The sequence below is a fragment of the Rhizobacter terrae genome (assembly GCF_003852895.1).
GTDB lineage: Bacteria > Pseudomonadota > Gammaproteobacteria > Burkholderiales > Burkholderiaceae_C > Albitalea > Albitalea terrae.
This window is the reverse complement of the sequence record NZ_QUSW01000001.1, coordinates 346,531-370,493: the sequence shown is the minus strand read 5'-3', so window position 1 is coordinate 370,493 and position 23,963 is coordinate 346,531. Positions and strand designations below refer to the sequence as shown.

The 23,963-nt window shown below is 67.8% G+C and carries 20 protein-coding genes; 6 read left to right on the top strand and 14 right to left on the bottom strand.

From position 1 onward, the window contains the following. The first annotated feature begins 128 nt into the window (after window positions 1-128). Both DZC73_RS01660 and DZC73_RS01655 read left to right on the top strand, forming a co-directional pair. Window positions 129-1,100, top strand: coding sequence for a Bug family tripartite tricarboxylate transporter substrate binding protein (locus DZC73_RS01660; RefSeq protein WP_124538457.1), 972 nt, complete (start codon window positions 129-131; stop codon window positions 1,098-1,100). Between the two features lie 130 nt (window positions 1,101-1,230). Further along, on the top strand, window positions 1,231-3,954 hold the full coding sequence (locus DZC73_RS01655) for a bifunctional diguanylate cyclase/phosphodiesterase (RefSeq protein WP_124538456.1): 2,724 nt from the start codon (window positions 1,231-1,233) through the stop codon (window positions 3,952-3,954). Here DZC73_RS01655 and DZC73_RS01650 read toward each other — a convergent pair. The 3 genes from DZC73_RS01650 to DZC73_RS01640 are packed head-to-tail and all read right to left on the bottom strand — an operon-like array spanning window position 3,951 to window position 6,951. Further along, window positions 3,951-5,081, bottom strand: coding sequence for a S41 family peptidase (locus DZC73_RS01650; protein ID WP_124538455.1), 1,131 nt, complete (start codon window positions 5,079-5,081; stop codon window positions 3,951-3,953). The genes DZC73_RS01655 and DZC73_RS01650 overlap by 4 nt on opposite strands. Next, on the bottom strand, window positions 5,078-6,394 hold the full coding sequence (locus tag DZC73_RS01645) for an OmpA family protein (protein WP_124538454.1): 1,317 nt from the start codon (window positions 6,392-6,394) through the stop codon (window positions 5,078-5,080). The genes DZC73_RS01650 and DZC73_RS01645 overlap by 4 nt, the downstream gene beginning before the upstream one ends. 38 nt (window positions 6,395-6,432) lie before the next feature. Continuing rightward, on the bottom strand, window positions 6,433-6,951 hold the full coding sequence (locus DZC73_RS01640; protein WP_124538453.1) for a winged helix-turn-helix transcriptional regulator: 519 nt from the start codon (window positions 6,949-6,951) through the stop codon (window positions 6,433-6,435). Between the two features lie 99 nt (window positions 6,952-7,050). Here DZC73_RS01640 and DZC73_RS01635 point away from each other — a divergent pair, with 99 nt between their 5' ends. Beyond that, a complete protein-coding gene (locus tag DZC73_RS01635) occupies window positions 7,051-7,824 on the top strand; it encodes an alpha/beta fold hydrolase (RefSeq protein WP_124538452.1) in 774 nt (257 codons plus the stop codon). 43 nt (window positions 7,825-7,867) lie between these two features. Here the strand turns inward: DZC73_RS01635 and DZC73_RS01630 are convergent, their stop codons facing one another. The 9 genes from DZC73_RS01630 to DZC73_RS01590 all read right to left on the bottom strand — a co-directional run bounded on the left by DZC73_RS01630 (window position 7,868) and on the right by DZC73_RS01590 (window position 17,945). Continuing rightward, window positions 7,868-9,103 (bottom strand): ABC transporter substrate-binding protein, encoded by a 1,236-nt coding sequence (locus DZC73_RS01630; protein ID WP_161974413.1) that lies wholly within the window; start codon window positions 9,101-9,103, stop codon window positions 7,868-7,870. A gap of 240 nt (window positions 9,104-9,343) precedes the next feature. Next, entirely contained in the window at window positions 9,344-9,826 is a 483-nt protein-coding gene (locus tag DZC73_RS01625) for a thioesterase family protein (RefSeq protein ID WP_124538450.1), read from the bottom strand. Continuing rightward, complete coding sequence (locus tag DZC73_RS01620; RefSeq protein ID WP_124538449.1) at window positions 9,823-10,968, bottom strand: acyl-CoA dehydrogenase family protein; 1,146 nt, start codon at window positions 10,966-10,968, stop codon at window positions 9,823-9,825. The genes DZC73_RS01625 and DZC73_RS01620 overlap by 4 nt, the downstream gene beginning before the upstream one ends. After that, complete coding sequence (locus DZC73_RS01615) at window positions 10,965-12,845, bottom strand: acetyl/propionyl/methylcrotonyl-CoA carboxylase subunit alpha (protein WP_407924080.1); 1,881 nt, start codon at window positions 12,843-12,845, stop codon at window positions 10,965-10,967. Before DZC73_RS01615 ends, DZC73_RS01620 begins: the two co-directional genes overlap by 4 nt. Then, a complete protein-coding gene (locus DZC73_RS01610; protein ID WP_124538448.1) occupies window positions 12,833-13,615 on the bottom strand; it encodes an enoyl-CoA hydratase/isomerase family protein in 783 nt (260 codons plus the stop codon). The genes DZC73_RS01615 and DZC73_RS01610 overlap by 13 nt, the downstream gene beginning before the upstream one ends. Then, a complete protein-coding gene (locus DZC73_RS01605) occupies window positions 13,612-14,769 on the bottom strand; it encodes an acyl-CoA dehydrogenase family protein (protein WP_124538447.1) in 1,158 nt (385 codons plus the stop codon). The genes DZC73_RS01610 and DZC73_RS01605 overlap by 4 nt, the downstream gene beginning before the upstream one ends. A 34-nt stretch (window positions 14,770-14,803) precedes the next feature. After that, window positions 14,804-16,417: an acyl-CoA carboxylase subunit beta gene (locus DZC73_RS01600; protein WP_124538446.1), complete on the bottom strand. Its 1,614-nt coding sequence runs from the start codon at window positions 16,415-16,417 to the stop codon at window positions 14,804-14,806. After that, window positions 16,414-17,310, bottom strand: coding sequence for an SDR family oxidoreductase (locus tag DZC73_RS01595; protein WP_124538445.1), 897 nt, complete (start codon window positions 17,308-17,310; stop codon window positions 16,414-16,416). The genes DZC73_RS01600 and DZC73_RS01595 overlap by 4 nt, the downstream gene beginning before the upstream one ends. Then, a complete protein-coding gene (locus DZC73_RS01590) occupies window positions 17,307-17,945 on the bottom strand; it encodes a TetR/AcrR family transcriptional regulator (protein WP_124538444.1) in 639 nt (212 codons plus the stop codon). The genes DZC73_RS01595 and DZC73_RS01590 overlap by 4 nt, the downstream gene beginning before the upstream one ends. A 78-nt stretch (window positions 17,946-18,023) precedes the next feature. Between DZC73_RS01590 and DZC73_RS01585 the strand changes: the two genes are divergently transcribed. Together DZC73_RS01585 and DZC73_RS01580 are read left to right on the top strand one after the other, a co-directional pair. After that, a complete protein-coding gene (locus tag DZC73_RS01585; protein WP_124538443.1) occupies window positions 18,024-19,229 on the top strand; it encodes an acetyl-CoA C-acetyltransferase in 1,206 nt (401 codons plus the stop codon). A 5-nt stretch (window positions 19,230-19,234) separates the two neighbouring features. Then, window positions 19,235-21,394, top strand: a complete 2,160-nt coding sequence (locus DZC73_RS01580) for a 3-hydroxyacyl-CoA dehydrogenase NAD-binding domain-containing protein (protein ID WP_124539458.1) — start codon at window positions 19,235-19,237, stop codon at window positions 21,392-21,394. Between the two features lie 16 nt (window positions 21,395-21,410). On the opposite strand, the gene DZC73_RS01575 is transcribed toward DZC73_RS01580, so the two are convergent. Next, entirely contained in the window at window positions 21,411-22,307 is an 897-nt protein-coding gene (locus DZC73_RS01575) for an extracellular catalytic domain type 1 short-chain-length polyhydroxyalkanoate depolymerase (protein WP_161974412.1), read from the bottom strand. A gap of 56 nt (window positions 22,308-22,363) precedes the next feature. Between DZC73_RS01575 and DZC73_RS01570 the strand changes: the two genes are divergently transcribed. Further along, window positions 22,364-23,446 (top strand): flavodoxin family protein, encoded by a 1,083-nt coding sequence (locus DZC73_RS01570; protein ID WP_124538441.1) that lies wholly within the window; start codon window positions 22,364-22,366, stop codon window positions 23,444-23,446. Between the two features lie 6 nt (window positions 23,447-23,452). Here the strand turns inward: DZC73_RS01570 and DZC73_RS01565 are convergent, their stop codons facing one another. Beyond that, on the bottom strand, window positions 23,453-23,956 hold the full coding sequence (locus DZC73_RS01565; RefSeq protein WP_124538440.1) for a polyhydroxyalkanoate granule-associated phasin: 504 nt from the start codon (window positions 23,954-23,956) through the stop codon (window positions 23,453-23,455). Window positions 23,957-23,963 lie beyond the last annotated feature (7 nt).

Sequence of the window (23,963 nt, the reverse complement as noted above, 5' to 3'; positions counted from 1 at the left end):
CCTGTCGATGAGGCCAGGGAGCGGGTGATCCCGATGCGCGCCGGTCCGCAAGCACGTCCACACTGGCTTCGGCCTCATCGCCGGGAGGGACCGGCGAACAAACCCAACACACAGCCCTAGGAGACACCATGGTCACTCGTCGCGCATGCATCCTCGCCGGCCTGGGCGCCGCAGCACCAGCCCTCGCCCTGGCGGCCTCGCCCACGGCCGCACCCACGCTGGCGAAGCTGAAGATCTACATCCCCGCCGGTGCCGGCGGCGGCTGGGACCAGACCGGTCGCGGCATCGGCGCGGCCCTGCAGTCGGCCAACCTGGTGCGCGAGATCGAGTACGAGAACAAGGGCGGCAAGGGCGGCACCATCGGCCTGGCGGACTTCGTGGAGCGCTACCGCAGCGACCCGCATGCCCTGCTCGTCGGCGGCCTGGTGATGGTGGGCGCGCTCGCGCTGAACAAGAACGAGGGCGCCTTGAAGGACGTGTCGCCCATCGCGCGCCTGACCAGCGACTACCTTGTGCTGGCCAGCGCACCCGACTCGAAGATCAAGACCTTCCAGGACCTCGCCGACGCGCTGCACAAGGACGTGTCGTCCATCACGTTCACTGGCGGCTCGGCCGGCGGCGTGGACCACATGCTCTCGGCCATGCTGCTGCGCGCGCTGAAGGTGGACACCGCCGGCCTCAAGTACCAGCCCACCGCCAGCGGCAAGGAAGCCCTGGAGGCGCTCAAGTCCGGCAAGGCGACGGTGGCCATCTCGGGCTACAGCGAGTTCAAGACGGGCATCGAGTCGCATGCCGTGGTGCCGCTGGCGGTGTCGTCCAAGCGCTCGCTGTTCGGCTTGAAGAGCCTGCGCGAGCTGGGGGCTGACACCGAGCTTGCCAATTGGCGCGGCGTGTTCGCGCCCGCGGGCATCAAGCCCGAGCAGAAGGACCTGCTGCGCTCGCTGGTCGTGCGCGCCACCGAGTCGTCCACCTGGAAGCAGACGCTGCTGGAAAACGACTGGGTCGGCTCGCTGCTGTACGGCCGCGACCTGCAGAAGTTCATCGAATTGGAACAGGGCGTGGTGGGCGTGGTGACGTCCATGCTGAAGCTGCACAACTGAAGCGGCGATATTTCACGGACTTTCACCGCCGGCGGGCCGGCGGCCGCGTCAAGCCTGCCCGCCGGCGGGCCGATAACCCGATGTGGTCCGCCCAACGCCCATCACCCATGCCTCGTCCTGCCGCCGAATCGTGCGGTGGGGTCGGCTCGTGCTGGCCGCGGCGATCTTCGTCTTCGGCCTGGCTGCCTCGGCAGTGGCGGGGCCGATCGGCGATGCGGTCTTCGCCATCGAAGCCAAGCACGGCAATGCGCCTCACGAGGTCATCCGCCAGCTCCAGGCGCTTGAAGCCCAGGCCCGCGCGGCCGGCGGCGACGACCTGCGCATCTTCCTGGCCGCCTGGGGCTACGCCCATGCGTCGATCGACAAGCCCGCGGTGGCCGATGCCGCCATCGAGGAACTGACCGACCTGGGCGAGCGCACCCACAACAACGCGGCGCTGGCCTCGGCCTACACGCTCAAGGCGGCCATGCTCTCGTTCTCCGGCCAGGTCCGCGCGGCCTTCGGCTGGATCGAAAGCGCCGTGCCCTTGTCCGAAACGGTGGGCAGCCCCGACCTGCACTACTGGGTCACCATGACGGCCGGTGACCTGGCCACGTCCAATGGCCACATCGACGAAGGCATCCGCCTGTTCGAGGCGTCGGTGGCAGCGGCCCGGCAAAGCCGCAACCCGCGACGCGAAGCGCAGGCCTACCAGTGCCTGGCGCCGCTGCGCCTGGTCAAGGGCATGTTCGATGCGTCCATCCGCGATGCCGTGCGCGTGCGCGAGCTGGGCGCACAGGCCCAGGACAGCTCGCTCGTCATTTCCGGCTGGGTGCTGGAGGCGCTGGCTGCCGAAGCCCACGGCGAGAAGGAGCATGGCGTGCGGGCACGCCGCTCGGCGATGGCCCTGGCCGAGCAGATCCGTCCGGGGGCCGACCCCAAGCTCAATTCACAGGCCAGCGGCGTGGGCGGCCTCAGCACCGAGATGGAGACGCTGCTGAGCCTCTCCGGCATGTACCTCAGCGTGCGCGACTTCGACGCGGCACGCGACTACGCCGCGCGTGCACGCAGCCATGCCGAGGCACTGCACGACCCCGACAACGCCGCGCGGGCCACCATCAATCTCGGCCTGGCCGACATCGGTGCCGGCCGTCTTCAAGCCGGCAAGAAGGCAGCCGACGACGGCGTGGCCGCGCTGGAGCACAAGAAGCGCGACGCCGAGCTGCTGATCCAGATCAACCGCTATGCCGCGGCGCTGGAGCGCGCGGGCGATGCCGCCGCCGCCCTGCAGCGCCTGCGTGAATCGCTGCTGCTGGAAACCGAACTCGCGCGCCGCGACCGGCAGAGCACCGTCGTGGCGCTGCAGCGCGAATCCAGCTTCCAGCAGCGCCAGCGGCAGATGGACAAGCTGGAGCACGACAACACCCTGCAGGCAGTGGAGATTGCGCGCCGGAACACCGAACGCCTGCTCATGCTGCTGCTGGCCGGCGCGATGGCCATCGGCGTGGTGGTGGCGTGGCGCCTGTACCTGCGCGCCCGCGAGTCCAACCGCCAGCTGCGGCTCAACAACGAGACGCTGGAGTTCGCGAGCAACCACGATCTGGTGACGGGCCTGTTCAACCGCCGCGCCATGGAGCGCGACGTCGTCGCGATGAACGGCGAACCCTTCAGCGGCGCGTGGGTGTCCATCAAGCAGTTCGGGCTCATCGTGGGCAGCGTGGGCCACCAGCAGGGCGACAACCTGCTGTGCCAGATCGCCCAGCGGCTGGAGGAGGTCGTCCTGCAGTGCGGTGGCCAGCTCTACCGCGTCGACGGCGTGACCTTCGCCGCCATCTACCGCTTCGCCGGCAACGAAACCCGCTTGCGCAAGACGCTGGAGGCGCTGACGTCGGCGATGGACGCGCCGTTCAAGATCGGCAACCAGGACCTGATCGTCTCCATCGGCGTCGGCGCGTCGGAGTACCCGACCGATGCGACCTCGGTCATGGAGGTCGCGCGGCTGGCCGAACTCGCGAAGCTGCAGGCGCATGCGGAGCCGGGCAACAGCTACGTCATCTACGACGCCCGCATGGGCAACACCCAGCGCGACAAGCTGCACATGGAAACGCGCATGCTCAAGGCGCTGGAGCACGGCGACTTCGAGGTGTACTACCAGGGCCAGCGTGACCTGCGCGACGGCGGCATCAAGGGCTTCGAGGCGCTGATCCGCTGGCATGACAACGGCAAGATGGTGTCGCCCGCGCAGTTCATTCCACTGGCCGAGGAGTCCGGGTTGATCGTGCGCCTGGGTTCGTGGGTGCTGCACCAGGCCTGCCGCCAAGCCAAGGCCTGGGCCGATGCGGGGCTGGGGCGGCCCGTGGTCGCGGTCAACATTTCTCCGCGGCAGTTCAACCACCCCGACTTCATGACCACCGTGCGCGCCGCCTTGCAGACCACCGGCGTGGACCCGGCGCAGATCGAGCTGGAGATCACCGAAGGCAGCGTGATGGACGATGCCGAAGCCAGCATCTCGCAGCTGCACGCCCTGCGTGCGCTCGGGCTGGCCCTGGCCATCGACGACTTCGGTACCGGCTACGCGAGCCTGTCGTACCTGCGCCGCTTCCCGCTCAACCGGCTCAAGGTCGACCGTTCCTTCATCATGCAGCTGGGCAACAGCGAGGGCGACGACACCATCGTGCGCACCGTGATCGAGCTGGCCCACAGCCTGGGCCTGTCGGTGACGGCCGAGGGCGTGGAGACCGTGGCCCAGGAAGCCACGTTGCGCAGCTGGGACTGCGATGTCGTGCAGGGCTTCCTGCATTCGAGGCCGTCGCCGGCGGCCGTGGCGACGGATTTGCTGGTGACGGAACGCAAGGGGATGCCGGCGGCGGCCTAGTGTCGACGCGCGGCCGGCATCGCGGCCAGTGCTGCCCGATGCACGGCGGCATCGTCGTCGATGTCGCCATCGATGGGAATGTCCGGAACGAGCGGCTCGTTGTTGCCCCGGACCCGGTTACGCCATACCTTCAACGGAAGCATGAGCTGGTTGCCGCTTGGCAGCGCAATCCATGCGACGTCGATGTACACCGAGTCCGCGCCGGTGGTCCGCCCGATGTGCACGGCACCGGGAACGAGCCTGACCTTGTCGGCCATGTCCAGGCAGGCGCTCACGCAGCCGCCGTCGGTCACCAGTACCACGGGGCCGGTGAAGCGGCGCAGGCGGCCGTGGCGGGACACCACGTCCTGGCGCGTGATGCGATAGCCGCCATCCTGGTCGAACCACGTCCTGCCACGGCTGTGCGCGAGTTCGATGGCGGCGAGGAAGGCGCGGCTGTTGCGAGCGTTGTCGCTGTCGGGGCCGTACACCTCGATCCGGCGGTCCAGGCGCCGTCGTGCGGCGTCGAGCGCAATCGGCGAGACGCGCCATTGCGCGTGGATCCGTGGAAGCTTGTCCAACCCGGCGAGGTCGAAGTCCAGTCCGCCGGTGGCGGCGTCGAAGATTCGGTCGCCCACCGAGCTGTCGCCACCGCCGTTGCCGCGCAGGTCGAAGACAATCTGCTTCACGCCCCGCAGGCCGGCCAGTTGGCGAAGCATGGTCTGCAATGACGCCGCGTCATCCGTAGTGAGGCCGAAGTTCGCCGCGCGAATCCACAGCAGGCCGTTCCTGAACTCGAAGGAGTTCGTCCGCGCGGCCGCCTGAGGCAGCGCGGCCGATTCCCTGAGATAGACGAGGTGCCCATCCCGGAAGGTGGTCACGTAGTCGTTCACCAGAGACAGTGCTGCGTCGCGGTTGGTCACGCGAGACAGCAGCGCCAGGGCTTCTTGGTAGCCCTTGTCCGTCCAGGCCTTGAAGCCGGGGTTGAGCTCATCCAGCATGCCCGGATGCCCATCGACGATGGCGAGGTGGACGGCCTCCAGATCGGCGCGTGCCAGATCCTGCCAGCGTTGGACAGCGTCGTCCGCAAGGCAAAGTCTGGAAAAGGCACCCAGTGCGAGTGCCCAGGCAAAGCGGCGGAAGCTCACGACCGCGCGTTGATCGTCACATCCACCCGCCGGTTGCGCGCCCGCCCGGCATCCGACCCGTTGTCCGCTACAGGCTGAGACTTGCCGAAGCCCTTGGCAGACAGCCGCGCCGCCGGCACGCCTTCCTGCGACGACAGGTAATCCTTCACCGCCTGCGCCCGCTGCTCGGACAGCTTCTGGTTCGATGCCTCGGAGCCGACGTTGTCGGTGTGGCCGGACACCACCACCGGCACGTCGGCGAACTTCTTGATGCGTTCGGCGGCTTCATGCAGCGTGGTCCTGGCCTCGGGCTTGATCGTGGCCTTGCCGGTATCGAACAGCACGGCTGCATCGAGCGCGATGGTGATCTGCTTGGGCGGTGTGAAAGGCTCGAAGTCGTAGGGGCCCTCGAAGCGCACGCGCCAGTCGAGCGTGAACTCGCTGACGTCCACCCGCAGGATCACCGGCTGCCGCTTGTCGACCATGCAGCTTTCGACCGCACGCTTGTCCAGGGTGGTGTTGCCCAGCTGCGTCTGGCAGATGCGCTCTGAGCGCTGCGTGTACAGGCCCACACGCAAGGCTTCCGCCGTGGCGGTGGCGCTGTTCTTGCCGTCGATGGTGAGCGTGAGTTCACCAGGGCCGGCATTGAACGCGTAGTAGTACGACGCCCCTTGGCCCTTGCCCGCGCTCTTGATGCGGTTGGTGGACAGGCGAGTGGGCTCGTCGATGTCGGTGCTGCCCACGCCGGCCGGGGCGGGAGCAGAGGCTGCGGCGGCCGAGGCGCTTGCAAGTTCGACTGGCCCGTCCATCGCCACCGTGTAGTCGATGGTCTCCTCGCTCAGGTCCAGCCGCAGGACCAGCGGCTGCGCCTTGTCGATGGTGCAGTTGACGGTGAAGGTCTTGTCGCTGGTGGTGTTGCCCGCGGTGTCGTAGCACAGGCGGTTGGCCTTGGTGTCGTACAGGCCGACGGTGAGCGCATTGGTCGAGCCGCTGGGCAGGTTTTTTGCTGTGGCGGTCAGCTTGATGGCGCCCGTCGCGGACTTGAAGGCGTAGTAGTAGCTGATGCGCGACTTGAGCCCCTGGCCCTTCAGCTCGCGGGCGGTGAGCGGCGTGGGCGAATCGGGATCAGTGGAGGCGACCGGCACGGCTGATGCAGCGGGCACTGGGGCAGACGCGGCGGAGGCCGGCGGCGGTGCGGCCGGCGCAGATGCCACGGGCGTTGCCACCGGGGCAGGCGTGGGCGGGGTGGCGTCCTTCTTGCCGCAGGCCGCGAGCAAGGCGGCCAGGCTCATCAGTACGGGGGCGGCGTGCAGGCGCAATCCGGATGCGGTCATGGGTCCTCCTGTGATGAGGCCGGATTGTGCCGTCGCCTTCAGGGCTCGCCGCGCTGCTGCTCCTCCCGGCGCTTGCGGGCATCCTCGAGACGCTTGCGGTCGGCCTTGCTGGCGCCGGGTCCGTCGATGACGGCGAGCTGCCGCACGTCCAGCGCTCGGCCGTCCTGCGAGCGGACCCGCAGCGGTGCGATCTCCTTCATGGTCTCACGCTCCACGATGCGGATGGGAGACCCCTTGGCACCCACGGCGTGCTTGTCGCCCCACTGCGCCACCGCCACGATGACCGGGAACAGGTCGCGGCCCTTGTCGGTAAGCCGGTATTCCAGCGCCTTGCCGGAGGCCGTCGCCTCGGCCACGTGCAGGATGCCGTGCTCCACCAGCTTGGACAGTCGCGTGCTCAGGATGTTGGGTGCGATGCCCAGGTTGGCCTCGAAGTCCTTGAAGCGCCGTGTGCCGTAGAAGGCTTCGCGCACGAGCAGCAGCGTCCACCAGTCGCCGATCTGCTCCAGCGAACGGGCGACCGGGCAGGTCATGGAAGCGAAGGAAGTGCGGCGCATGGTGTCCGGGAGTTTACTTGCTTCATGCAAGTTGGTGGGATATGCTTGCTTGCATCATGCAAGTAAAGCGCTGCCCGGAGCGGCGACGACGAGGACACCATGGCCCACGATGCGATCTTCATCCACTCCACCGGCACCGGCCCCTTCATGTGGCAGCGGCTGCAAGGCCTGCTGCCTGCGGGCTGGACGGTGCACACCCCCTCGAACCGCGGCTACCCGCCGTTCGACGGTCTGCCGCGCGGTGTGCCGGCGGGGCTGGACGACGACGTCGAGTCCGCCTGGCAGCAACTCCCGGCGGGCGTGAAGGCTGTGCATCTGGGCGGGCATTCGTATGGCGGGCTCGTCGCACTGAAGATGGCGCTGCAGCCGCGCGTGCCGGTGAAGTCGTTGTGGTTGTACGAGCCCGTGATGTACGGCGCGCTCAATCACCGCCTGCCGCAGTTGCGCCTGGACGTGGCCGCGGACGTCGAGCGCCTGTTCAGCCATCCGGCCCTGCGCAGCCTGGATGTCTCCAACGGCGGCAACGATGCATGGCTGGAAGAGTTCATCGACCACTGGAACGGCCGCGGCGCCTGGCAGGCCATGCCCGAGAACGCCAGGGCCCGATCACGCGGCCTCGGCTGGAAGATGTACCTGGAGGTTCGCGGCCAGGCGCAAGACCCGCTGCGTTTCGAGGACTGCAAGCTGCAGATTCCGTTGACGGTGGTGATGGGCGAGCGCACCACCGCCGCTGCCAAGGAGATGGCGCGATCTCTTGTGGCGGTGAACCCGCAGGCGCGGCTGGAGGTGTTGGACCGGCAAGGCCACATGGCGCCTGCCGTGGCCTTCGACAGCGTCGCGCCGTCGATCCTCAAGCACCTCGCGCAGGCTTGAGCGGCTGCATGCCCGAAGAGGGCTGCAGCGCAATTTGCCGGGCTCACCGATCCGACGGCTTGGACTTCCCCACCGAGCTGACGAGCAAGGTCGCCTGCGCATAGTTGAGCTTGGCAAGCACGGTCCAGGGGTGAGCGACGGCCTCCGTGCCCGCCAGCGCGAGGTCGTCTCGCTTGCGCTGGGTCGCATAGTCGGCGAACGGCACGACGGGCTTGCCGATCAGCTCCCGCGCCTGCCGGATTCTCTCGGCGTTCTCGGCCGTCGGTGCCTTCTCCTGGATGCGTTCGGCCTTGATCAACGCATCGACCGCTTGGCGCAGTTCGGCGTGGGCCCGGGTGATGGTGCGCTCGAACAAGGCGGCCACGAGTTCCCGGCGCTCTTCGTACAAGGCCAGGTCGAACTTCACCGGCGTCTTGCGGGCCACCGCGTACACGTTGGGAAAGTCCGAAGGCACCTTCAGCGACGCTGCGGCGTAGGGCGATGCCGGCATGCGGCTGATGGCCTTCTCGAACAGCAATTCCTGGCCCGGGGTGGACAGCGCGAACTTGATGAACCGTTCGCCTTCCCTCGGGGCCTTGCTGCCGGCAACCATCGCGATGCTCGCCGGCAGCACGGCCGTCCGTTCCGGGTAGGCAAAGGTCACGGGAGCGCCGCTCGCCTTGGCCGACAGGCCGAAGAAGTCCACCACCAGGCCCACGCCTGATTTGCCTTCCTTCACGAGCGTGGGCACGTCGCCGCTCTTGGGCGAAATGGCCGCGCAGTTCGCGGCAATGAACAGCAGCTGCGTCCAGCCGGCGTCCCAGCCTTCGGCCTGCAGGATCACGTCGACCGTGAGGTGTGTCGTGCCCGAGCGCAGCGGCGACGACATCGCCACGTGATTGAAGTAGACCGGGCGGGCCAGGTCGGCCCAGCTGAACGGCGTGCGCAGGCCGTTCTGGCGAAGGTAGTCCCGGTTCCACATCAGCCCGTAGCCCGACAGCGCCTGTCCGAAGTAGAGGTTGTCGGGCCCGTTCATCGGAAAGCTGCCGATCCGGGTGGGAATGCTCGTGTTGCGCAACTCCGCCGCCGGACTCAGCAAGCCCTGGTGTGCCATGGCGGCAAATGCACCGGGATCCGACGCCCACACCACGTCCGGCCGCTGCCCGGTGGGCATCTTCTTCAAGGTGGCGACGAGGTCGCTCGAACTCTTGCTGACGACCTCGACATCCACACCAGGAGCCGAGGCTTCATAGGCTTTCTTGTAGACGCTCACGACCTCGGACGGGAACGAAGTGAGCACGGTCACTTTGGCGGCATGCGCCGCAACGCCAGTGAACAGCGCCGCGAGAGACGCCATCGTGGCGAAGCGCGATGACCTCAGCGCAAGGCACCAAGCGCCTGTCTTCCCAACTGCAGAAGCCATGTTTTCCCCGACTCGAATGATTGCTGGTGAGTCCGTGAAGACTCCAAGCCAGTCTACGAATCGCGGGGGCTGTGTGGTCCTACAAGTCTTTGTAGATTCGGAGGCAAAAGGCCTGCCTCAGGACACGATATATGCGCCGGCGCCGGTGCTGAGCAATTTCCCATCGGCGCCAAGGAATTCCATGCGCGTCGACGCCACACGCGATCCCAGCCGCATCACCTGCGCCTTCAGCACGAAGCGCTCCCCGATGCCCGGGCGCAGGTAGTCGATGCGCAGGTCGATCGTGCCCAGCTTGCCGAAGCGCATGAGGCGTTGCATGGGCGCCTCGTCCATGTGCCGCGCGCCGATGGCGGCCATGACGGCCAGCCCGCCCATCGCATCGAGCGTGGCGCTGATGACGCCGCCGTGCAGGCGCTGGTGCGCGAAATGGCCGATGAGTTCCGGCCGCATGTCGATGTGGCCGGTGACTTCCTCGGCGCCCAGCGTGTCGATCTTCAGTCCCAGCAACTGGTTGAAGACGATGCGCTCTTCGAAAATCTCCTTGAGCTTGTCGATGAACTCGGGCTCGAAGCCCTGTGTCTTTGGCGTTGCCTTGGTCACAGTCCCATCTGGCGCGCGGCCAGCTCCTTCATGATTTCCTCCGTGCCGCCACCGATCATCATCACCTTCACTTCGCGGTAGATGCGTTCGCTCTTCATGCCGCGCATGTAGCCCATGCCACCCAGCATCTGCACGGCCTGGTCGGCGCAGTGTTGCATGGTCTGCGTCGCGTGGTTCTTGAGCATGCACACCTGCGCCACCCAGTCGGGCGAGCTGTCGCCGGCGTCGGCGCGGTCGCCCAGCGCATCGACCCAGGCCTGCGTGGAGGCGATGCGCATCTGCATGTCCACCAGCTTGTGGCGGATGACCTGGCGCTCGATGAGCGGCGCGCCGAAGGTCTGTCGCTGCCTTGCCCAATCCAGCGCTTCGTCGTAGCAGCATTGCGCAAAGCCCAGCGACGCGCCGGCCAGCGTGAGGCGCTCGCCGTTGAAGTTGTCCATGATGGCCTTGAAGCCCGCGCCCTCATCGCCGAGCAGGTGGCTGGCAGGCACGAGCACGTCCTTGAAGTGGATCTGCGCGGTGTCGGAGCACCACCAGCCCATCTTCTGCAGGTTGGTGCGCGTGAGTCCCGGGCTGTCGCCGGGCACGGCGATCATCGACAGGCCGCGGGCACTGCCGTCGCCGGTGCGCACGGCCACGGTGAGCCAGTCGGCGCGCACGCCGGAGGTGATGAAGACTTTCTCGCCATTGATGCGGTAGTGGTCGCCTTCGCGGACGGCGGTGGTGCGGATGCGCGCCACGTCGCTGCCGCCGCTGGGCTCGGTGACGGCGAGGGCTGCGATCTTCTCGCCGCGCAGCACGGGCGGAATGATCTGGCGCTGCAACTCGGGCGAGCCCATAGCGAGGATGGGCGGTAGGCCGATGTTGTGCGAGAAGAGCCCGGCCAGCACGCCGCCGCTGGCGCCGAAGCGGGCAAAGGTCTGGGCGTTGGCCAGGCGCATGCGCCACGACGCCGTGGTACCGCCCAGTTCCTCGGGGTAGCCCAGGCCGAGCAGGCCGATCGCGGCGGCTTGCGCGTACAGGCTGCGCGGGAACTCGCCGGCTTCTTCCCAGGCGTGGACGTTCGGGGCGACTTCGCGCTGCGCGAAACGGGTCACCGCGTCCACCAGGGCGTGGCGTTGTTCGATGAATTCGTCGTTCATGCGAAGCTCAGCAGCAGTTGTTGGGATGAGACCTGTTGGCCCGGCTCGACGGCCAGGCTGGCGATGACGACGTCGCGCGGGGCGCTGATGGCGTGTTCGAGCTTCATCGACTCGATGACCAGCAGCACCTCGCCAGCGCTGACGGGTTGCCCCGCACGGGCGTGCAGCGCCACCACCTTGCCGCTGAAGGGTGCCTTGAGCGTGGGGGCGGTGTGGCCATGGCCGGTTGTCGCGGGCTCGAAGCTGGCGTCTTCGATGAAGGTGTCGATGCCGTCGATCTGCAGGTGCCAGCCATCGTGTGTGCGGGCGGATTGCGCAGGCGAATGGAGGTCGAATTCGGTGGTGTTGCCATCCACCGTGACGCACAGTCTCGCGCCTTGTTCGTTCAGCGTGGCATCGACGGTGCGACCGCGATGGCGCACGCGCAACGGCCGGTTGAACGGGCTGGTCAGCCGCGTGCCGCGGCCCGCTGACTGGGCTTGCCACAGCGCGTGCAGCCAGTGCGGCAGCAGCGACTCCTGCGCCGCGTGGAGTCGAGCGCGGATGTCGTCGCCATGTGTGGACAGGAAGGGGATCAGGGCTTCGCCGCGGCCGAAGACCGTGTCACGCAGACATTGCGCCAGCAAGGCGCGGTTGGTGGGCAGGCCCAGCACCACGGTCTGGTCCAGCGCGGATGCCAGGGTGGCGATCGCCTCCGGGCGTGTCGACGCATGGGCGATCAGCTTGCCGATCATCGAGTCGTAGTGGGGTGGCACGACGGCGCCATCATGCAGCGCATGGTCGACGCGGACACCCTGCGGCGCGACGAAGCGCTGCACCGTGCCGGCATGCGGCGTGAAGTGCTCGTCCTCGGCGCACAGCCGTACCTCGATGGCGTGGCCGTTCAGCCGCACCTCGTCCTGCGACACCGGCAGGGGTTCGCCACGCGCGATGCGGATCTGCCACTCCACGAGATCGAAGCCCGTCAGCGCCTCGGTGACCGGGTGCTCCACCTGCAGCCGCGTGTTCATCTCCATCAGGAAGAACTCGCGCCCTTCCAGCAGGAACTCGACGGTACCAGCGCCGACGTAGCCGGCGGACTGCGCCAGGCGCACGGCGCACGACCCCATGCGCTCGCGCAGTGGCGCATCCACGGCGGGGCTGGGCGATTCCTCGATGATCTTCTGGTGCCTTCGCTGCACCGAGCAGTCTCGCTCGCCCAGGTGGATGCAGTGGCCGCGCGCGTCGGCGAAGACCTGAACCTCCACGTGCCGGGGCGAGAGCAGCGCGCGTTCGATGAGCAGTTCGTCGCTGCCGAAGGCGGACTTGGCCTCCGACGCCGCGCTGTCCAGCGCCGCAGGCAGGTCGCTCGCCCGGTGCACCAGGCGCATGCCGCGTCCACCACCACCAGCCGCGGCCTTGACCATCACCGGGTAGCCGATGCGTTCGGCCTCGTCGATGAATCGGCGAAGCGACTGGTCTTCTCCCGCATGGCTGGGCAGGCAGGGCACGCCGGCTTCGTGCGCGCGGCGCTTGATGGCGGACTTGCTGCCCAGGTCGCGGATGGCCTGCGGCGGCGGCCCGACCCAGGTGAGCCCGGCATCGATCACGGCCTGTGCGAAGTCGGCGTTCTCGCTGAGGAAGCCGTAGCCAGGGTGCACCGAGTCGGCGCCGGTGGCGCGCGCCGCGGCGATGAGCTTGTCGATGCGCAGGTAGGTGTCGGCCGAGGCATTGCCGCCCAGTGCGACCGAGGCGCTCGCTTCCTTCACATGCAAGGCCTGCGCATCCGCGTCCGAGAACACCGCCACCGTGGTAACACCCATGCGATGCGCGGTGCGGATGATGCGCCGCGCGATCTCGCCGCGGTTGGCGATGAGCAGCCGCGTCACCGTGCCCATGATGCGGCTCTCTTCCTGGCGAAGGCGGCCAGGCCTTCGGGGGCTTCGCTGCCACGCAGCGAGGCGGCGAAAGCCTGTGCGGCGTCGAGGCGCAAGTCCTTGGTGGCGTGCTGATCGAGTTCTCGCAGCAGCCTCTTGGTGACGGCCACGGCCTGTGGCGCGGCAACAGACAGGGATTGGATGAAGGACTGAGTCACCGCGGCCAGGTCGTCAGCCACCTCGTCGACCAGGCCCATCGCCTGCGCCTGCACCGCATCGAAGCGTTGCGCCCGCAGCAGCAGCTGCCGCGCTGCCCGATCACCCAGCCGCTTCCACACCACCGGCGCAATCTGCGCCGGCGCGATGCCCAGTGTGACCTCGGGCGTGGCGAAGCTTGCGCCCCGGCTCGCGATCACGAAATCAGCGCAGCACACCAGCCCGAAGCCACCGGCCATCGCGGGCCCGTCGACGGTCGCCACGAGCACCTGCGGCAGCGCGCACAAGGCCTGCAGCAGGTCGCCGAAGCGCATGTTCATCGCGATCAGCGGATCGGTTTCGCCGGCCGCCAGCGGCTGGCCGATGAGCGAACCAAACCCGCCCAGGTTGCCGCCCGCGCAGAAGCTGCCGCCGGAACCCGTGAGCACGATGAAGCGCAGCGACGCATCCCGTGACGCCTCCGCGCAGGCCGCATGCAAGGCCTCCACCACCTCGTCATCCAGCGCATTGCGCTGCGCCGGGTTGTTCATCACCCAGCGCTCCACCGCGCCCTCGCGTTCGCGCAGCAGCTTCATGCCACCGGCCGCTTGGCGATGCCCATGGTCTTGGCGATGATGCCCATCATCACCTCGTCCGCACCGCCGCCGATGGAGGCCAGGCGTCCGTCGCGGAAGAGGCGCGACACCCGGTTGTCCAGCGTGTAGCCCATGCCGCCCCAGAACTGCAGGCAGGCATCGGGCACGATGCGCATGAGGCGGCCGGCCTTGAGCTTGGCCATCGACGCGAGTTCGGTCACGTCCTGCCCCGAGATGTAGAGGTCGCAGGCGCGGTAGGTCAGGGCCCGCAGCGCTTCCACCTCGGTCTTCAGCTCGGCCAGCTTGAATTGCACATGCTGCTGGTCGGCCAGCGCGGCGCCGAAGAGCTTGCGTTCCTGCGCCCACTCCACCGTCCAGGCGATGCAGTTGGTCAACGCCTCGATGGCATTGGCCGAGGCCCACAGCCGCTCTTCCTGGAACTGCTGCATCTGGTAGATGAAGCCCTGGCCTTCGTTGCCGATGCGGTAGCGTTGCGGCACGCGCACGTTGTCGAAGTAGATGAGCCCGGTGTCGCTGGAATGCATGCCGATCTTGCGGATCTTCTTCGCCTTCTCGATGCCCTTGGTGTTCATGGGCACCATCACCAGGCTCTTGTTCTTGTGCACCGGGCCGTCGCCGGTGTTCACCAGCATGCACATCCAGTCGGCCTGCAGGCTGTTGGTGATCCACATCTTCTGGCCGTTGATGATGTAGTCGTCGCCATCCTTGCGGGCCGTGCTCTTGATGGCCGAGACGTCCGAGCCGGCGCCGGGTTCGGACACACCGATGCAGCCCACCATGTCGCCGGCGATGGCCGGGGCGAGGAACTCGCGCTTGAGCTCGTCGCTGCCGAAGCGGGCCAGGGCCGGCGTGCACATGTCGGTCTGCACGCCGATGGCCATGGGCACGCCGCCGCAGTGGATGTGGCCCAGCATCTCGGCCATGACCATGGCGTAGGAGTAGTCCAGCCCCGAGCCGCCGTATTGCTCGGGCTTGGTGAGGCCCAGCAGGCCCAGGGCGCCCATCTTCTTGAACACCTGGTGCGCGGGGAAGATCTCGGCTTCCTCCCATTCCTCGACGTAGGGGTTGATCTCGGTGTCGATGAAGCGCTTGAGCGTGCGGCGCAACTCGTCGTGTTCGTGGGTGAAGTTCATGGCTGTCTCCTTCCTGATTGAATCAGTGGCCCTGTCAGGGGCGGGCCACGCCGAACTGCATGGGGTTCACGCGTCGCGCCTGCGCATCGGCGCAGACCGCCAGGCATTCGGCCAGCACGGCACGCGTGTCGCGCGGGTCGATGACGCCGTCATCCAGCAGCAGGCCCGAGGTGTAGAACACATCGGCCTGCCGCTCGAACATCTCGACGATGCGCGCGCTTTGTGCATCGAGCATGGCTGCATCGGCGGGCACGCCCTTGCGCGCCGCGGCGGCCTCGGCCACGATGCGCATGGTCTGCGCCGCCTGCTCGCCGCCCATCACCGCGGTCTTCGCGGCGGGCCAGCTGAAGAGGAAGCGCGGCGCATAGCCCCGGCCGCACATGCCGTAGTTGCCCGCGCCGAAGGACGCGCCGCACTGGATGGTGATCTGCGGCACGGTGGCGCTGGTCACCGCCTGGATCATCTTGGAGCCGTGCTTGATCATCCCGCCTTGCTCGCTCTCGCGGCCCACCATGTAGCCGGTGGTGTTCTGCAGGTAGACGATGGGGTGTCCAAGCTGGCAGCAGCGCTGGATGAAGTGCGTGGCCTTGTTGGCGCCGGCCACGTCGATGGGGCCGTTGTTGCTGATGAAGCCGACCTGGCGGCCGTCGATGCGACCTTGCACGCACAGCGTCTGCGCGCCGTACAGCGGCTTGAACTCCAGCAGGTCGGAGCCGTCGGCCAGGCGGGCCATGACCTCGCGCATGTCTACCGGCTGGCGCAGGTCTGAAGGCATCAGGGCGAGCAGGTCGTCGACGCCGTGGTGCGGCGGCACAGTGTCCGGGGATGCCATGGTGGATGACCACCCCAGCTGTGCGACGATCTCGCGGGCGAGGCCGATGGCGTGCCGGTCGTCCTCCGCGAGGTACTCGCCGAGACCGGAAACCGCCGTGTGCATCTCGGCGCCGCCCAGTTCTTCTTCGGTGGCGATTTCTCCGGTTGCCGCCTTGAGCAAGGGCGGCCCGGCGAGGAAGGCGCGCGAACGTCCGCGCACCATCACCACCACGTCGCTCAATCCCGGCATGTAGGCTCCTCCCGCCGTGCCGGAGCCGTGCTGCACGGTGACCACCGGAATGCCCGCGGCCGACAGCCGTGCGAGGTTGCGGAACAGCGCGCCGCCATGGACGAAGCCCTCGACGCGGTACTTCATCAGGTTGGCGCCGGCGCTTTCCACCAGGTGCACGAAGGGCAGCCGGTTTTCCAGCGCGATCTCCTGCACCCGCAGGATCTTCTCCAGCCCCATGGGCTGTACCGCGCCGGCATCGATGCCGGAATCGCTCGCCAGCACCATGCAGCGCACGCCCGACACCCACCCGATGCCTGCGACCACGCCGCCACCGGGGATGGACTTCTCCGCATCGGGCGTGTCCTGCAGATAGCCCGCCACGCTGCACAGCGGCAGGTACGGCGCGCCGGGGTCCAGCAGCAAGGCCACGCGCTCGCGCGGCAGCAGCTGCCCGCGCTTGTCGAACATCGGTTTGGCCTTGGCGGACGCTTCCGCCGCGCGCCGTTCCAGCGCCCGCAGCACCTCCAGACGCACGAGCATGGCGAGGCGACGAGACTGCGCCGCGTCGCCGTTCGCGTTCCAGTTCGAAGCAAACACGCTCACGACAAGGCCCGCGGCATGGTGGCGAGGTGGAAGCCGTTGAAGGGCTTCACCGCATCGCGTTCCAGATGGCTCGGATCGGGCTCGCCCATCGGCCAGCCCATGCGCACCTGCGGCCTCGCGCCATCCACCCGCAGCGTGGTGCCGCTGATGAAGCTGGCGGCCGGGCTCAGCAGGAAGACGATGGCTGCCGAGGTCTCGGCCTCGGTGCCGAAGCGCTTGAGCGGCACGGTCTTCTTCATGGCCTTGAGCATGGGCGCTGCTTCGGGCGGGTAGTGGTCCATGCCGCTGGAGGCGATGTAGCCCGGCGCCACGGCATTCACCCGCACGCCGCTGCCGGACCATTCCAGCGCGGCCGTCTCCGTGAGGCTCACCATGCCTGCACGCGCCGCGCCGCTGTGGCCCATGTTGGGCATGGAGCCCCACATGTCAGCCACCACGTTCACGATGGCGCCGCCGTGCAGGCTCATCGACTGGCTGTGGCACTCGCGCGCCATCAGGAAGCCGCCCGTGAGGTTGGTGGCGACCACCGCCTCGAAGCCCTTGGCGCTGATGTTCTCCAGCGGCGAGATGTACTGCCCGCCGGCGTTGTTGACCAGCCCGTGGATGCGGCCGTGCCGGTCCACGATGCCGGCCACTGTCTGCCGCACGGCATCTTCCTGCCGCACGTCGCAGGCCGCGGTGTCGACCTTGCCGCCCTCGGTGAGGATCTCGTCCTTCACCTTCGCCAGCTTGTCCGCGTTGCGGCCGATGAGCACCACGGTGGCACCGAGCGCCGCCAGTTCATGCGCCGTGCAGCGGCCGATGCCGGAGCCGCCGCCGGTGACGATGACCACCTGGCCGTCGAACAAGCCCGGCGCGAAGACCGACCGGTAGCGGGAGGAAGGTTCACTCATTGCAGGTCCTCTCGGATGAACAGTGCCATGGCGGCATCGGTGATCTTGTCCAGCGACGCCGACTTCTTCGCATCGAACCACTGCACCGACCAGTTGAGCGCGCCGAAGATCAGCAGGCGCGCCAGGCTGGCGTCGGTGCGCAGCTGCCCGGACCGGCTCAAGGCCTTGAGCACGGGCACCCACGCGGCCTCGTACTGGCGCTGCAGGTCGGCGATGCCGTTGCGCTGCCGCGTGGTGAGCGAGCGCGATTCGTAGAGCATCACCGGGATGAAGTCGCGTCCCGGCCCGTGCAGCGTGTCGAAGTGCGAGCGGATGAGCCGGCGCAGTTGTTCGGCGGCCGGCTCCTCATCGGCCAGCACCTTGGCTTGCCGGTCGAGTGCCCACTGCATGCCTTGCTCCATCACCGCGTAGAGCAGGTCGCCCTTGCTCTTGAAGTGATAGAAGGGCGACCCCGAATGCATGCCCACGGCAGCGGCGATGTCGCGCGTGCTCGTGGCGTCGAAGCCCTTGCGGCGAAACAGCCTGGCCGCGGCCTTCACCAGCTCCAGCCGGCGGTTGCCTTCGTCGCGCTCGTCCAGCGTCTTGCGCGGACGGCCGCGCGGGCGCTTGGGGGTGTCGATGGCGGCGGCAGTCATTGGGGTATTTATACAAAGCGTTTGCTTTGCATAAAGTCTATACTGATTCCCGGCCCTTGTGGCATCAGGAGACCCCCCATGACCGAAGCGTTCATCTACGACGCCATCCGCACGCCGCGCGGCAAAGGCAAGGCCGATGGCAGCCTGCACGAGGTGAAGCCCGTGAACCTGCTGGCCGGTGTGCTGGTTGCGCTGCAGCGCCGCAATGACCTGGACACCGCCCAGGTCGACGACGTGGTCATGGGCTGCGTGTCGCCGGTGGGCGAGCAGGGCGCGTGCATCGCCAAGACGGCGGCGCTCAAGGCGGGGTGGGACGTGCAGGCCGCGGGCGTGCAGATCAACCGCTTCTGCGCTTCGGGCCTGGAGGCGGTGAACCTGGCAGCGCAGAAGGTGCGCTCCGGGTGGGAAGACCTGGTGGTGGCCGGTGGCGTGGAGAGCATGTCGCGCGTGCCCATCGGCTCCGACGGCGGGCCCTGGGCACAAGACCCGGAGACCAGCATGGCGACCGACTTCGTGCCGCAGGGCATCGGCGCCGATCTCATCGCGACGCTGGCGGGCTTCACGCGGCAGGACGTGGATGCCTATGCGCTGGAGTCGCAGCGCCGCGCGGCCAAGGCCCGGGCCGGCGGGTTGTTCGCCGACAGCGTGGTGCCGGTGCGTGACGGGCTGGGGCAGGTCATCCTCGATGAAGACGAGTTCATCAAGCCGCAGACCACGCTGGAAGGGCTGGGCGCGCTGAAGGCCTCGTTCGAGCAGCTCGGCGGCATGGGCTTCGACGCGATCGCGATCAAGCGCTATCCGCAGGTGCAGCGCATCCAGCACGTGCACCACGCCGGCAATTCCTCGGGCATCGTGGATGGTGCGGCGGCGATGCTCATCGGCTCGGAGGCCAAGGGCCGGGCGTTGAAGCTCAAGCCACGGGCCCGCTTCGTGGCCACGGCGCTGTCGGGGGCAGACCCGACCATCATGCTCACCGGCCCGATGCCGGCCACGCGCAAGGCGCTGGCCAAGGCGGGGCTGCGCATCGAGGACATCGACTTGTTCGAGGTGAATGAAGCCTTCGCTGCCGTGCCCATGCGCTTCATGAAGGAGATGGGCGTGCCGCACGACAGGGTGAACGTGAACGGCGGCGCGATCGCGCTGGGCCATCCGCTGGGTGCGACAGGCGCCATGATCCTCAACACGCTCGTCGACGAGCTGCATCGGCGCCGATTGCGCTACGGCCTGGCCACGCTGTGCGTGGGCGGCGGCATGGGCATTGCAACCATCGTGGAGCGTGTATGAGCGTGATGACGACCATCAAGTACGAACTGGATGCGGCCGGCATCGCCACGATCACCTTCGACGAAGCGGACTCGCCGGTGAACACCATGTGCCTGGCCTGGCAGGCCGACCTCACGACGCTGGTGCAACGTGTCGTGGCGGACGTGGCCAACATCAAGGGCATCGTGCTCGCGTCGGCCAAGAGCACCTTCTTCGCAGGCGCGGACCTCAAGGGCGTGATGCGCCTGCGCGACATCGATGCGCCGCAGTGCTACGAGGAAGTGCAGACGCTCAAGAAGAACTTCCGCACGCTGGAGAAGCTGGGCAAGCCCATCGTGGCCTGCCTGAACGGCTCGGCGCTGGGCGGCGGCTGGGAAGTGGCGCTGGTGGCGCATCACCGCGTGGCGGTGGATGACGCCAAGGCGCAGTACGGCCTGCCGGAAGTGACGCTGGGTTTGATTCCCGGCGCGTCGGGCATCACCAAGATGACGCGGCTGCTGGGCCTCATGGGGGCGCAGCCGCACATCCTCGAAGGCCAGCTGTTCACCGCGGCCGAGGGCCAGGCGCTCGGGCTCATCCATGAGCTGGTGGGCGATGCCGCCGATCTGCGGGCCCGCGCCCTGGCGTGGATCGCCGAGCATCCGGCAGCGCAGCAGCCCTGGGATGCGAAGGACTACAAGATGCCCGGCGGCACGCCGTCGAATCCGAAGATCGCCGGCGGCCTGGTGGTCGCGCCGGCCGTGCTGCGCAAGACGACGCGCGGCCTGTACCCGGCGCCCGAGGCGGCGCTGTGCGTGATGGTCGAGGGCGCGCAGGTCGACTTCGACACGGCCTTGCGCATCGAGAGCCGCGCGCTGGCGAAGCTGATGACGGGCACCAATGCGCGCTCGATGATCAGCGCCTTCTTCTTCGACCTCAACGCGATCAAGTCGGGCCGTTCGCGACCCAAGGCCGTGCCGCGCAGCAAGCCGCTGAAAGTGGGCGTGCTCGGCGCCGGGATGATGGGCGCGGGCATCGCCTGGGCCAATGCTTCAAAGGGCATTGCCACGGTGCTCAAGGATGTGAGCCTGGAGAAGGCGCAGGCCGGCAAGGCCTACAGCGAGAAGCTGTGCGCCGGCCGCGTGGCCAAGGGGCGCATGAGCGAGGCTGATGCGGCGACGCTGCTGGCGCGCATCACGCCCACGGGGAGCGACGAGGACCTGACAGGCTGCGACCTCATCATCGAAGCGGTGTTCGAGAACCGCGAGTTGAAGGCGCAGGTGACGAAGGCCACCGAGCCGATGCTGGCACCGGCCCACGGCTTCGCCACGGGCGTGTTCGCATCCAACACCTCCACGCTGCCCATCGGCGGCCTGGCCAAGGCCAGTGCGCGGCCGGAGAAGTTCATCGGCATCCACTTCTTCTCGCCGGTGGACAAGATGAAGCTGGTGGAGATCATCCGCGGCCCGCTCACCGACGACGAGACGGTGGCACGCGCCTTCGACTACGTGCAGGCCATCGGCAAGCTGCCCATCGTCGTCAACGATTCGCGCGGCTTTTTCACGAGCCGGGTGTTCGGCACCTTCGTGATGGAAGGCGCGGCGATGCTGGCCGAGGGCACCCCGGCCGCGGTGATCGAGAACGCCGGCATCCAGGCCGGCATGCCGGTCGGGCCGCTGGCGGTGCTGGACGAGACGTCGCTCAGCCTGTCGGTGCATGTGATGGACCAGACCAAGGCGGACTTCGCGGCGGAAGGCAAACCGTATGCAGCCACCGACGGCGAGCGTCTGGTGGAGCTGATGGTGAAGGAACACAAGCGCGCAGGGCGGGCGGCCGGAGGCGGCTTCTATGACTACCCGGCGGATGGGAAGAAGCTGCTGTGGCCAGGCCTTGAAACGCTGTTCGAGAAGGACGCGGCATGGGACATGGAAGAGCTGAAGGATCGCCTCCTGTTCCGCCAGGCCATCGAGACCGCACGCTGCCTGCATGAAGGCGTGCTGCGCGAAGTGCATGACGGCAACGTCGGCTCCATCTTCGGCATCGGCTTCCCGGGCTGGACGGGTGGTGCGCTGCAGTTCATCTACGGCATGGGCGTGGATGCGTTTGCGCAGCGGGCGGGTGAACTGGCGAGCAGGCATGGGGCTGGCTTTGCACTCGATGAGGCGGTCATCGCCAGCCTGGTGCGGCACGAGCCCACGTACGACTGAGACAACTGAGCGAAGGTCAGGCGCGCGGATGCTCTTCAAAGAACCGCAGCATCTCGCGCGACGCATCCGGCCCCTGCGGATCGGTGAACGAGCCTGCACGGTCTCCGCCTGACCAGGCGTGGCCCGCGCCATGCACCACCCAGTGTTCGGCATCGCACGCGCCGGATTCGTCGATGTGGATCCGCCGTGTGTATCGCCGCCCGCGGTCCACCTGCCCGGTCTCCACCTCGAACCCCGGCGTGCTGCCCGAACGTGTGATCGCCTCCTCGCCATTGCGTGGATGCACCACGTGGTCGCGGTCGCCGTGGAACACGATGGTCGGCACGAACACCTCGCTGGCCGATCCTTCGTCAGGCAGGCCGAGCTTCATCGCACGCAGGGCTGTGACGAGATCGCTGGCCGCGGCATAGGGCAGCCCGGAATGGATGCCCACCGCGGCATACAGCTCCGGATAGGTCGTGGCCATGATGGCCGACATCGCGCCACCCGCTGACAGGCCGGCCACGAACACGCGGCGGCGGTCGATGGCCTGCGTGCGCAGCACCTCGCGCGTGAGGTCCGCGATGATCGATGGCTCGCCCTCGCCGCGCCGCTGGTCCACATCGCTGAACCAGTTCCAGCAGCCGTGGCGGTTCGCGGTCGCGACCTGTCCGGGGTACAGGACGTACCAGCCCAGCTTCTCGCCCCACTCGTTCATGCGCGTGCCGCGCGAGAAATCCAGCGGGTTCTGCTTGCAGCCGTGCAGCATCACCAGCAGCGGCCGCGGCGTCGCGCGGTCGCCGGTGGGAATGAACAGCATGTAGGGCCGCGCGCCGGCCTCGTTGCTGAACGAGCCTTCCACGAACTCGCTCGGAATGCGCACACGGCGCAATCGCCGCACCAGGCGTGTCCACCACTGCCGAAACCACTTCATCAGGCATACCCCTTGCCACTGCTTGCTTCTGAGACGCACCAACGAGGAGCAACCCGATGGCGAGCAGCACTCCACCTGCAAGAAAGGGGCAAGCCCCATCGCAGCTCAGCCGCGATGCATTCGGCGAACGTTTCCGGCAATCGTTCAGCGACCCCTTGTTCGATGGGCATCGCGACGCGATGCAGCGCATCGAACTCGTGGCCTGGGAAGCCTACGACAAGGGTCGTAAATCGCCTGTGACACGCAAGGCCGGGCCGGGCTTTGCCGATCCGGACTACGACCTGTCGGTGGAGTGGCGCGAAACGCGGGACCGGTTGATACAAGCACAGAAGCGCTGGCAGGACAAGGCGACGCCCTCGCGTGTGCTCGTGGTCTGCGGCTCGCCGCGCAACGATGGCACCTGCCCCGGCGAGATCTCCAAGACCTTTCGCCTGAGCCAGATGGCGATCGACATCGTGAAGGGCGCGGGCATGGAGCCCGACTTCCTGGACCTCAGCCTGCTCACGTCCGAATACGGCCGGCGCATTCATCCTTGCAAGGGCTGCGTGTCCACCGCCATGCCACTGTGCCATTGGCCGTGCTCGTGCTACCCCAACCATTCGCTGGACCAGGTGGACGACTGGATGGCCGAGATCTACGAGCGCTGGGTGTCCGCGCACGGCGTCATGCTGTTCACGCCCGTGCATTGGTACCAGGTGCCCAGCGTGCTCAAGCTGATGATCGACCGGCTGGTGTGTGCGGATGGCGGCAACCCCGACCCCACGTCCACCGGAGGCAAGAGGCCCGACAAGGCCAAGGCGCTGGAGTTGCAGGGCTGGTCGTATCCGAAGCATCTGGCCGGGCGTGTCTATGGCGTGGTGGTGCATGGCGACGTGGCGGGCATCGAAGGCGTGCGGCGCGCGCTGAGCGACTGGCTGGACTGGATGGGGTTCATCGATGCCGGCGCGAGGGCGAGGCTGGACCGGTTCGTGGGCTACTACGAGCCCTACGCAACCAGCCATGAGGCGCTGGATCGCGACGAGGCCGTGCAGGAAGAAGCGCGCAATGCGGCACGCGCGGTTGTCGATGCCGTGAGGGAGTTGCGCGAAGGCCGCTTGTCGATGCCCGACCGCCAGTTGAAAGACCCGCGGCCGAAGTAACGGCCATCAACGCCTGGGCAACTTGCCCAGGCGCTTGGCATTCGCCGTTGCCTTCCGATGCACCGGCTTGAGCCCACGGCCGGTCACGCGTGCCGTGGCATCCGACAAGCGCTGCGCCGATTGCGTCGAACGCGCCACCGACTGCACCAGCTGCGATTGCTTGGCGATCGCCTGCGGCAGGCTCCTGCTGCCGGCCACGGACATCCACGCCACGCCGGTGCGTGCCATGTCCTGCCAGGCCTTGATGCCCAGCTCCATCTGCGTGCGGCTCATCTGCTCGGCCATGGCCCAGGCGGATTCACCGGCGGCTTCCACTTTCTCCAGGCCCATGCGGGTGAACTCCTTGCGGTCACGCGCATTCGGTGAGGGTCCCGCGCTCACCATGCGGCCGGTGCGGTGCGTGATGACCTGGGCCGATGCGGCGAGCATCTCGCCGGTCTTGAGCGCCAGGTCGGTCCACAGGGTGAATGGGTTGAAGGCCGTCTTCAGGGTACTGCTTCGGCGGGCCATGGGGTTC

Bases quoted from the DNA above. Each gene is read 5' to 3' on its own strand.
- DZC73_RS01660 (WP_124538457.1), top strand. From the start codon at position 129: ATGGTCACTCGTCGCGCATGCATCCTCGCCGGCCTGGGCGCCGCAGCA.
- DZC73_RS01640 (WP_124538453.1), bottom strand. From the start codon at position 6,951: ATGCGCCGCACTTCCTTCGCTTCCATGACCTGCCCGGTCGCCCGTTCG.
- DZC73_RS01615 (WP_407924080.1), bottom strand. From the start codon at position 12,845: ATGGGCACGGTGACGCGGCTGCTCATCGCCAACCGCGGCGAGATCGCG.
- DZC73_RS01645 (WP_124538454.1), bottom strand. From the start codon at position 6,394: ATGACCGCATCCGGATTGCGCCTGCACGCCGCCCCCGTACTGATGAGC.
- DZC73_RS01565 (WP_124538440.1), bottom strand. From the start codon at position 23,956: ATGGCCCGCCGAAGCAGTACCCTGAAGACGGCCTTCAACCCATTCACC.
- DZC73_RS01610 (WP_124538448.1), bottom strand. From the start codon at position 13,615: ATGAAGCTGCTGCGCGAACGCGAGGGCGCGGTGGAGCGCTGGGTGATG.
- DZC73_RS01570 (WP_124538441.1), top strand. From the start codon at position 22,364: ATGGCGAGCAGCACTCCACCTGCAAGAAAGGGGCAAGCCCCATCGCAG.
- DZC73_RS01585 (WP_124538443.1), top strand. From the start codon at position 18,024: ATGACCGAAGCGTTCATCTACGACGCCATCCGCACGCCGCGCGGCAAA.
- DZC73_RS01575 (WP_161974412.1), bottom strand. From the start codon at position 22,307: ATGAAGTGGTTTCGGCAGTGGTGGACACGCCTGGTGCGGCGATTGCGC.
- DZC73_RS01595 (WP_124538445.1), bottom strand. From the start codon at position 17,310: ATGAGTGAACCTTCCTCCCGCTACCGGTCGGTCTTCGCGCCGGGCTTG.
- DZC73_RS01605 (WP_124538447.1), bottom strand. From the start codon at position 14,769: ATGAACTTCACCCACGAACACGACGAGTTGCGCCGCACGCTCAAGCGC.
- DZC73_RS01590 (WP_124538444.1), bottom strand. From the start codon at position 17,945: ATGACTGCCGCCGCCATCGACACCCCCAAGCGCCCGCGCGGCCGTCCG.
- DZC73_RS01620 (WP_124538449.1), bottom strand. From the start codon at position 10,968: ATGAACGACGAATTCATCGAACAACGCCACGCCCTGGTGGACGCGGTG.
- DZC73_RS01635 (WP_124538452.1), top strand. From the start codon at position 7,051: ATGGCCCACGATGCGATCTTCATCCACTCCACCGGCACCGGCCCCTTC.
- DZC73_RS01580 (WP_124539458.1), top strand. From the start codon at position 19,235: ATGACGACCATCAAGTACGAACTGGATGCGGCCGGCATCGCCACGATC.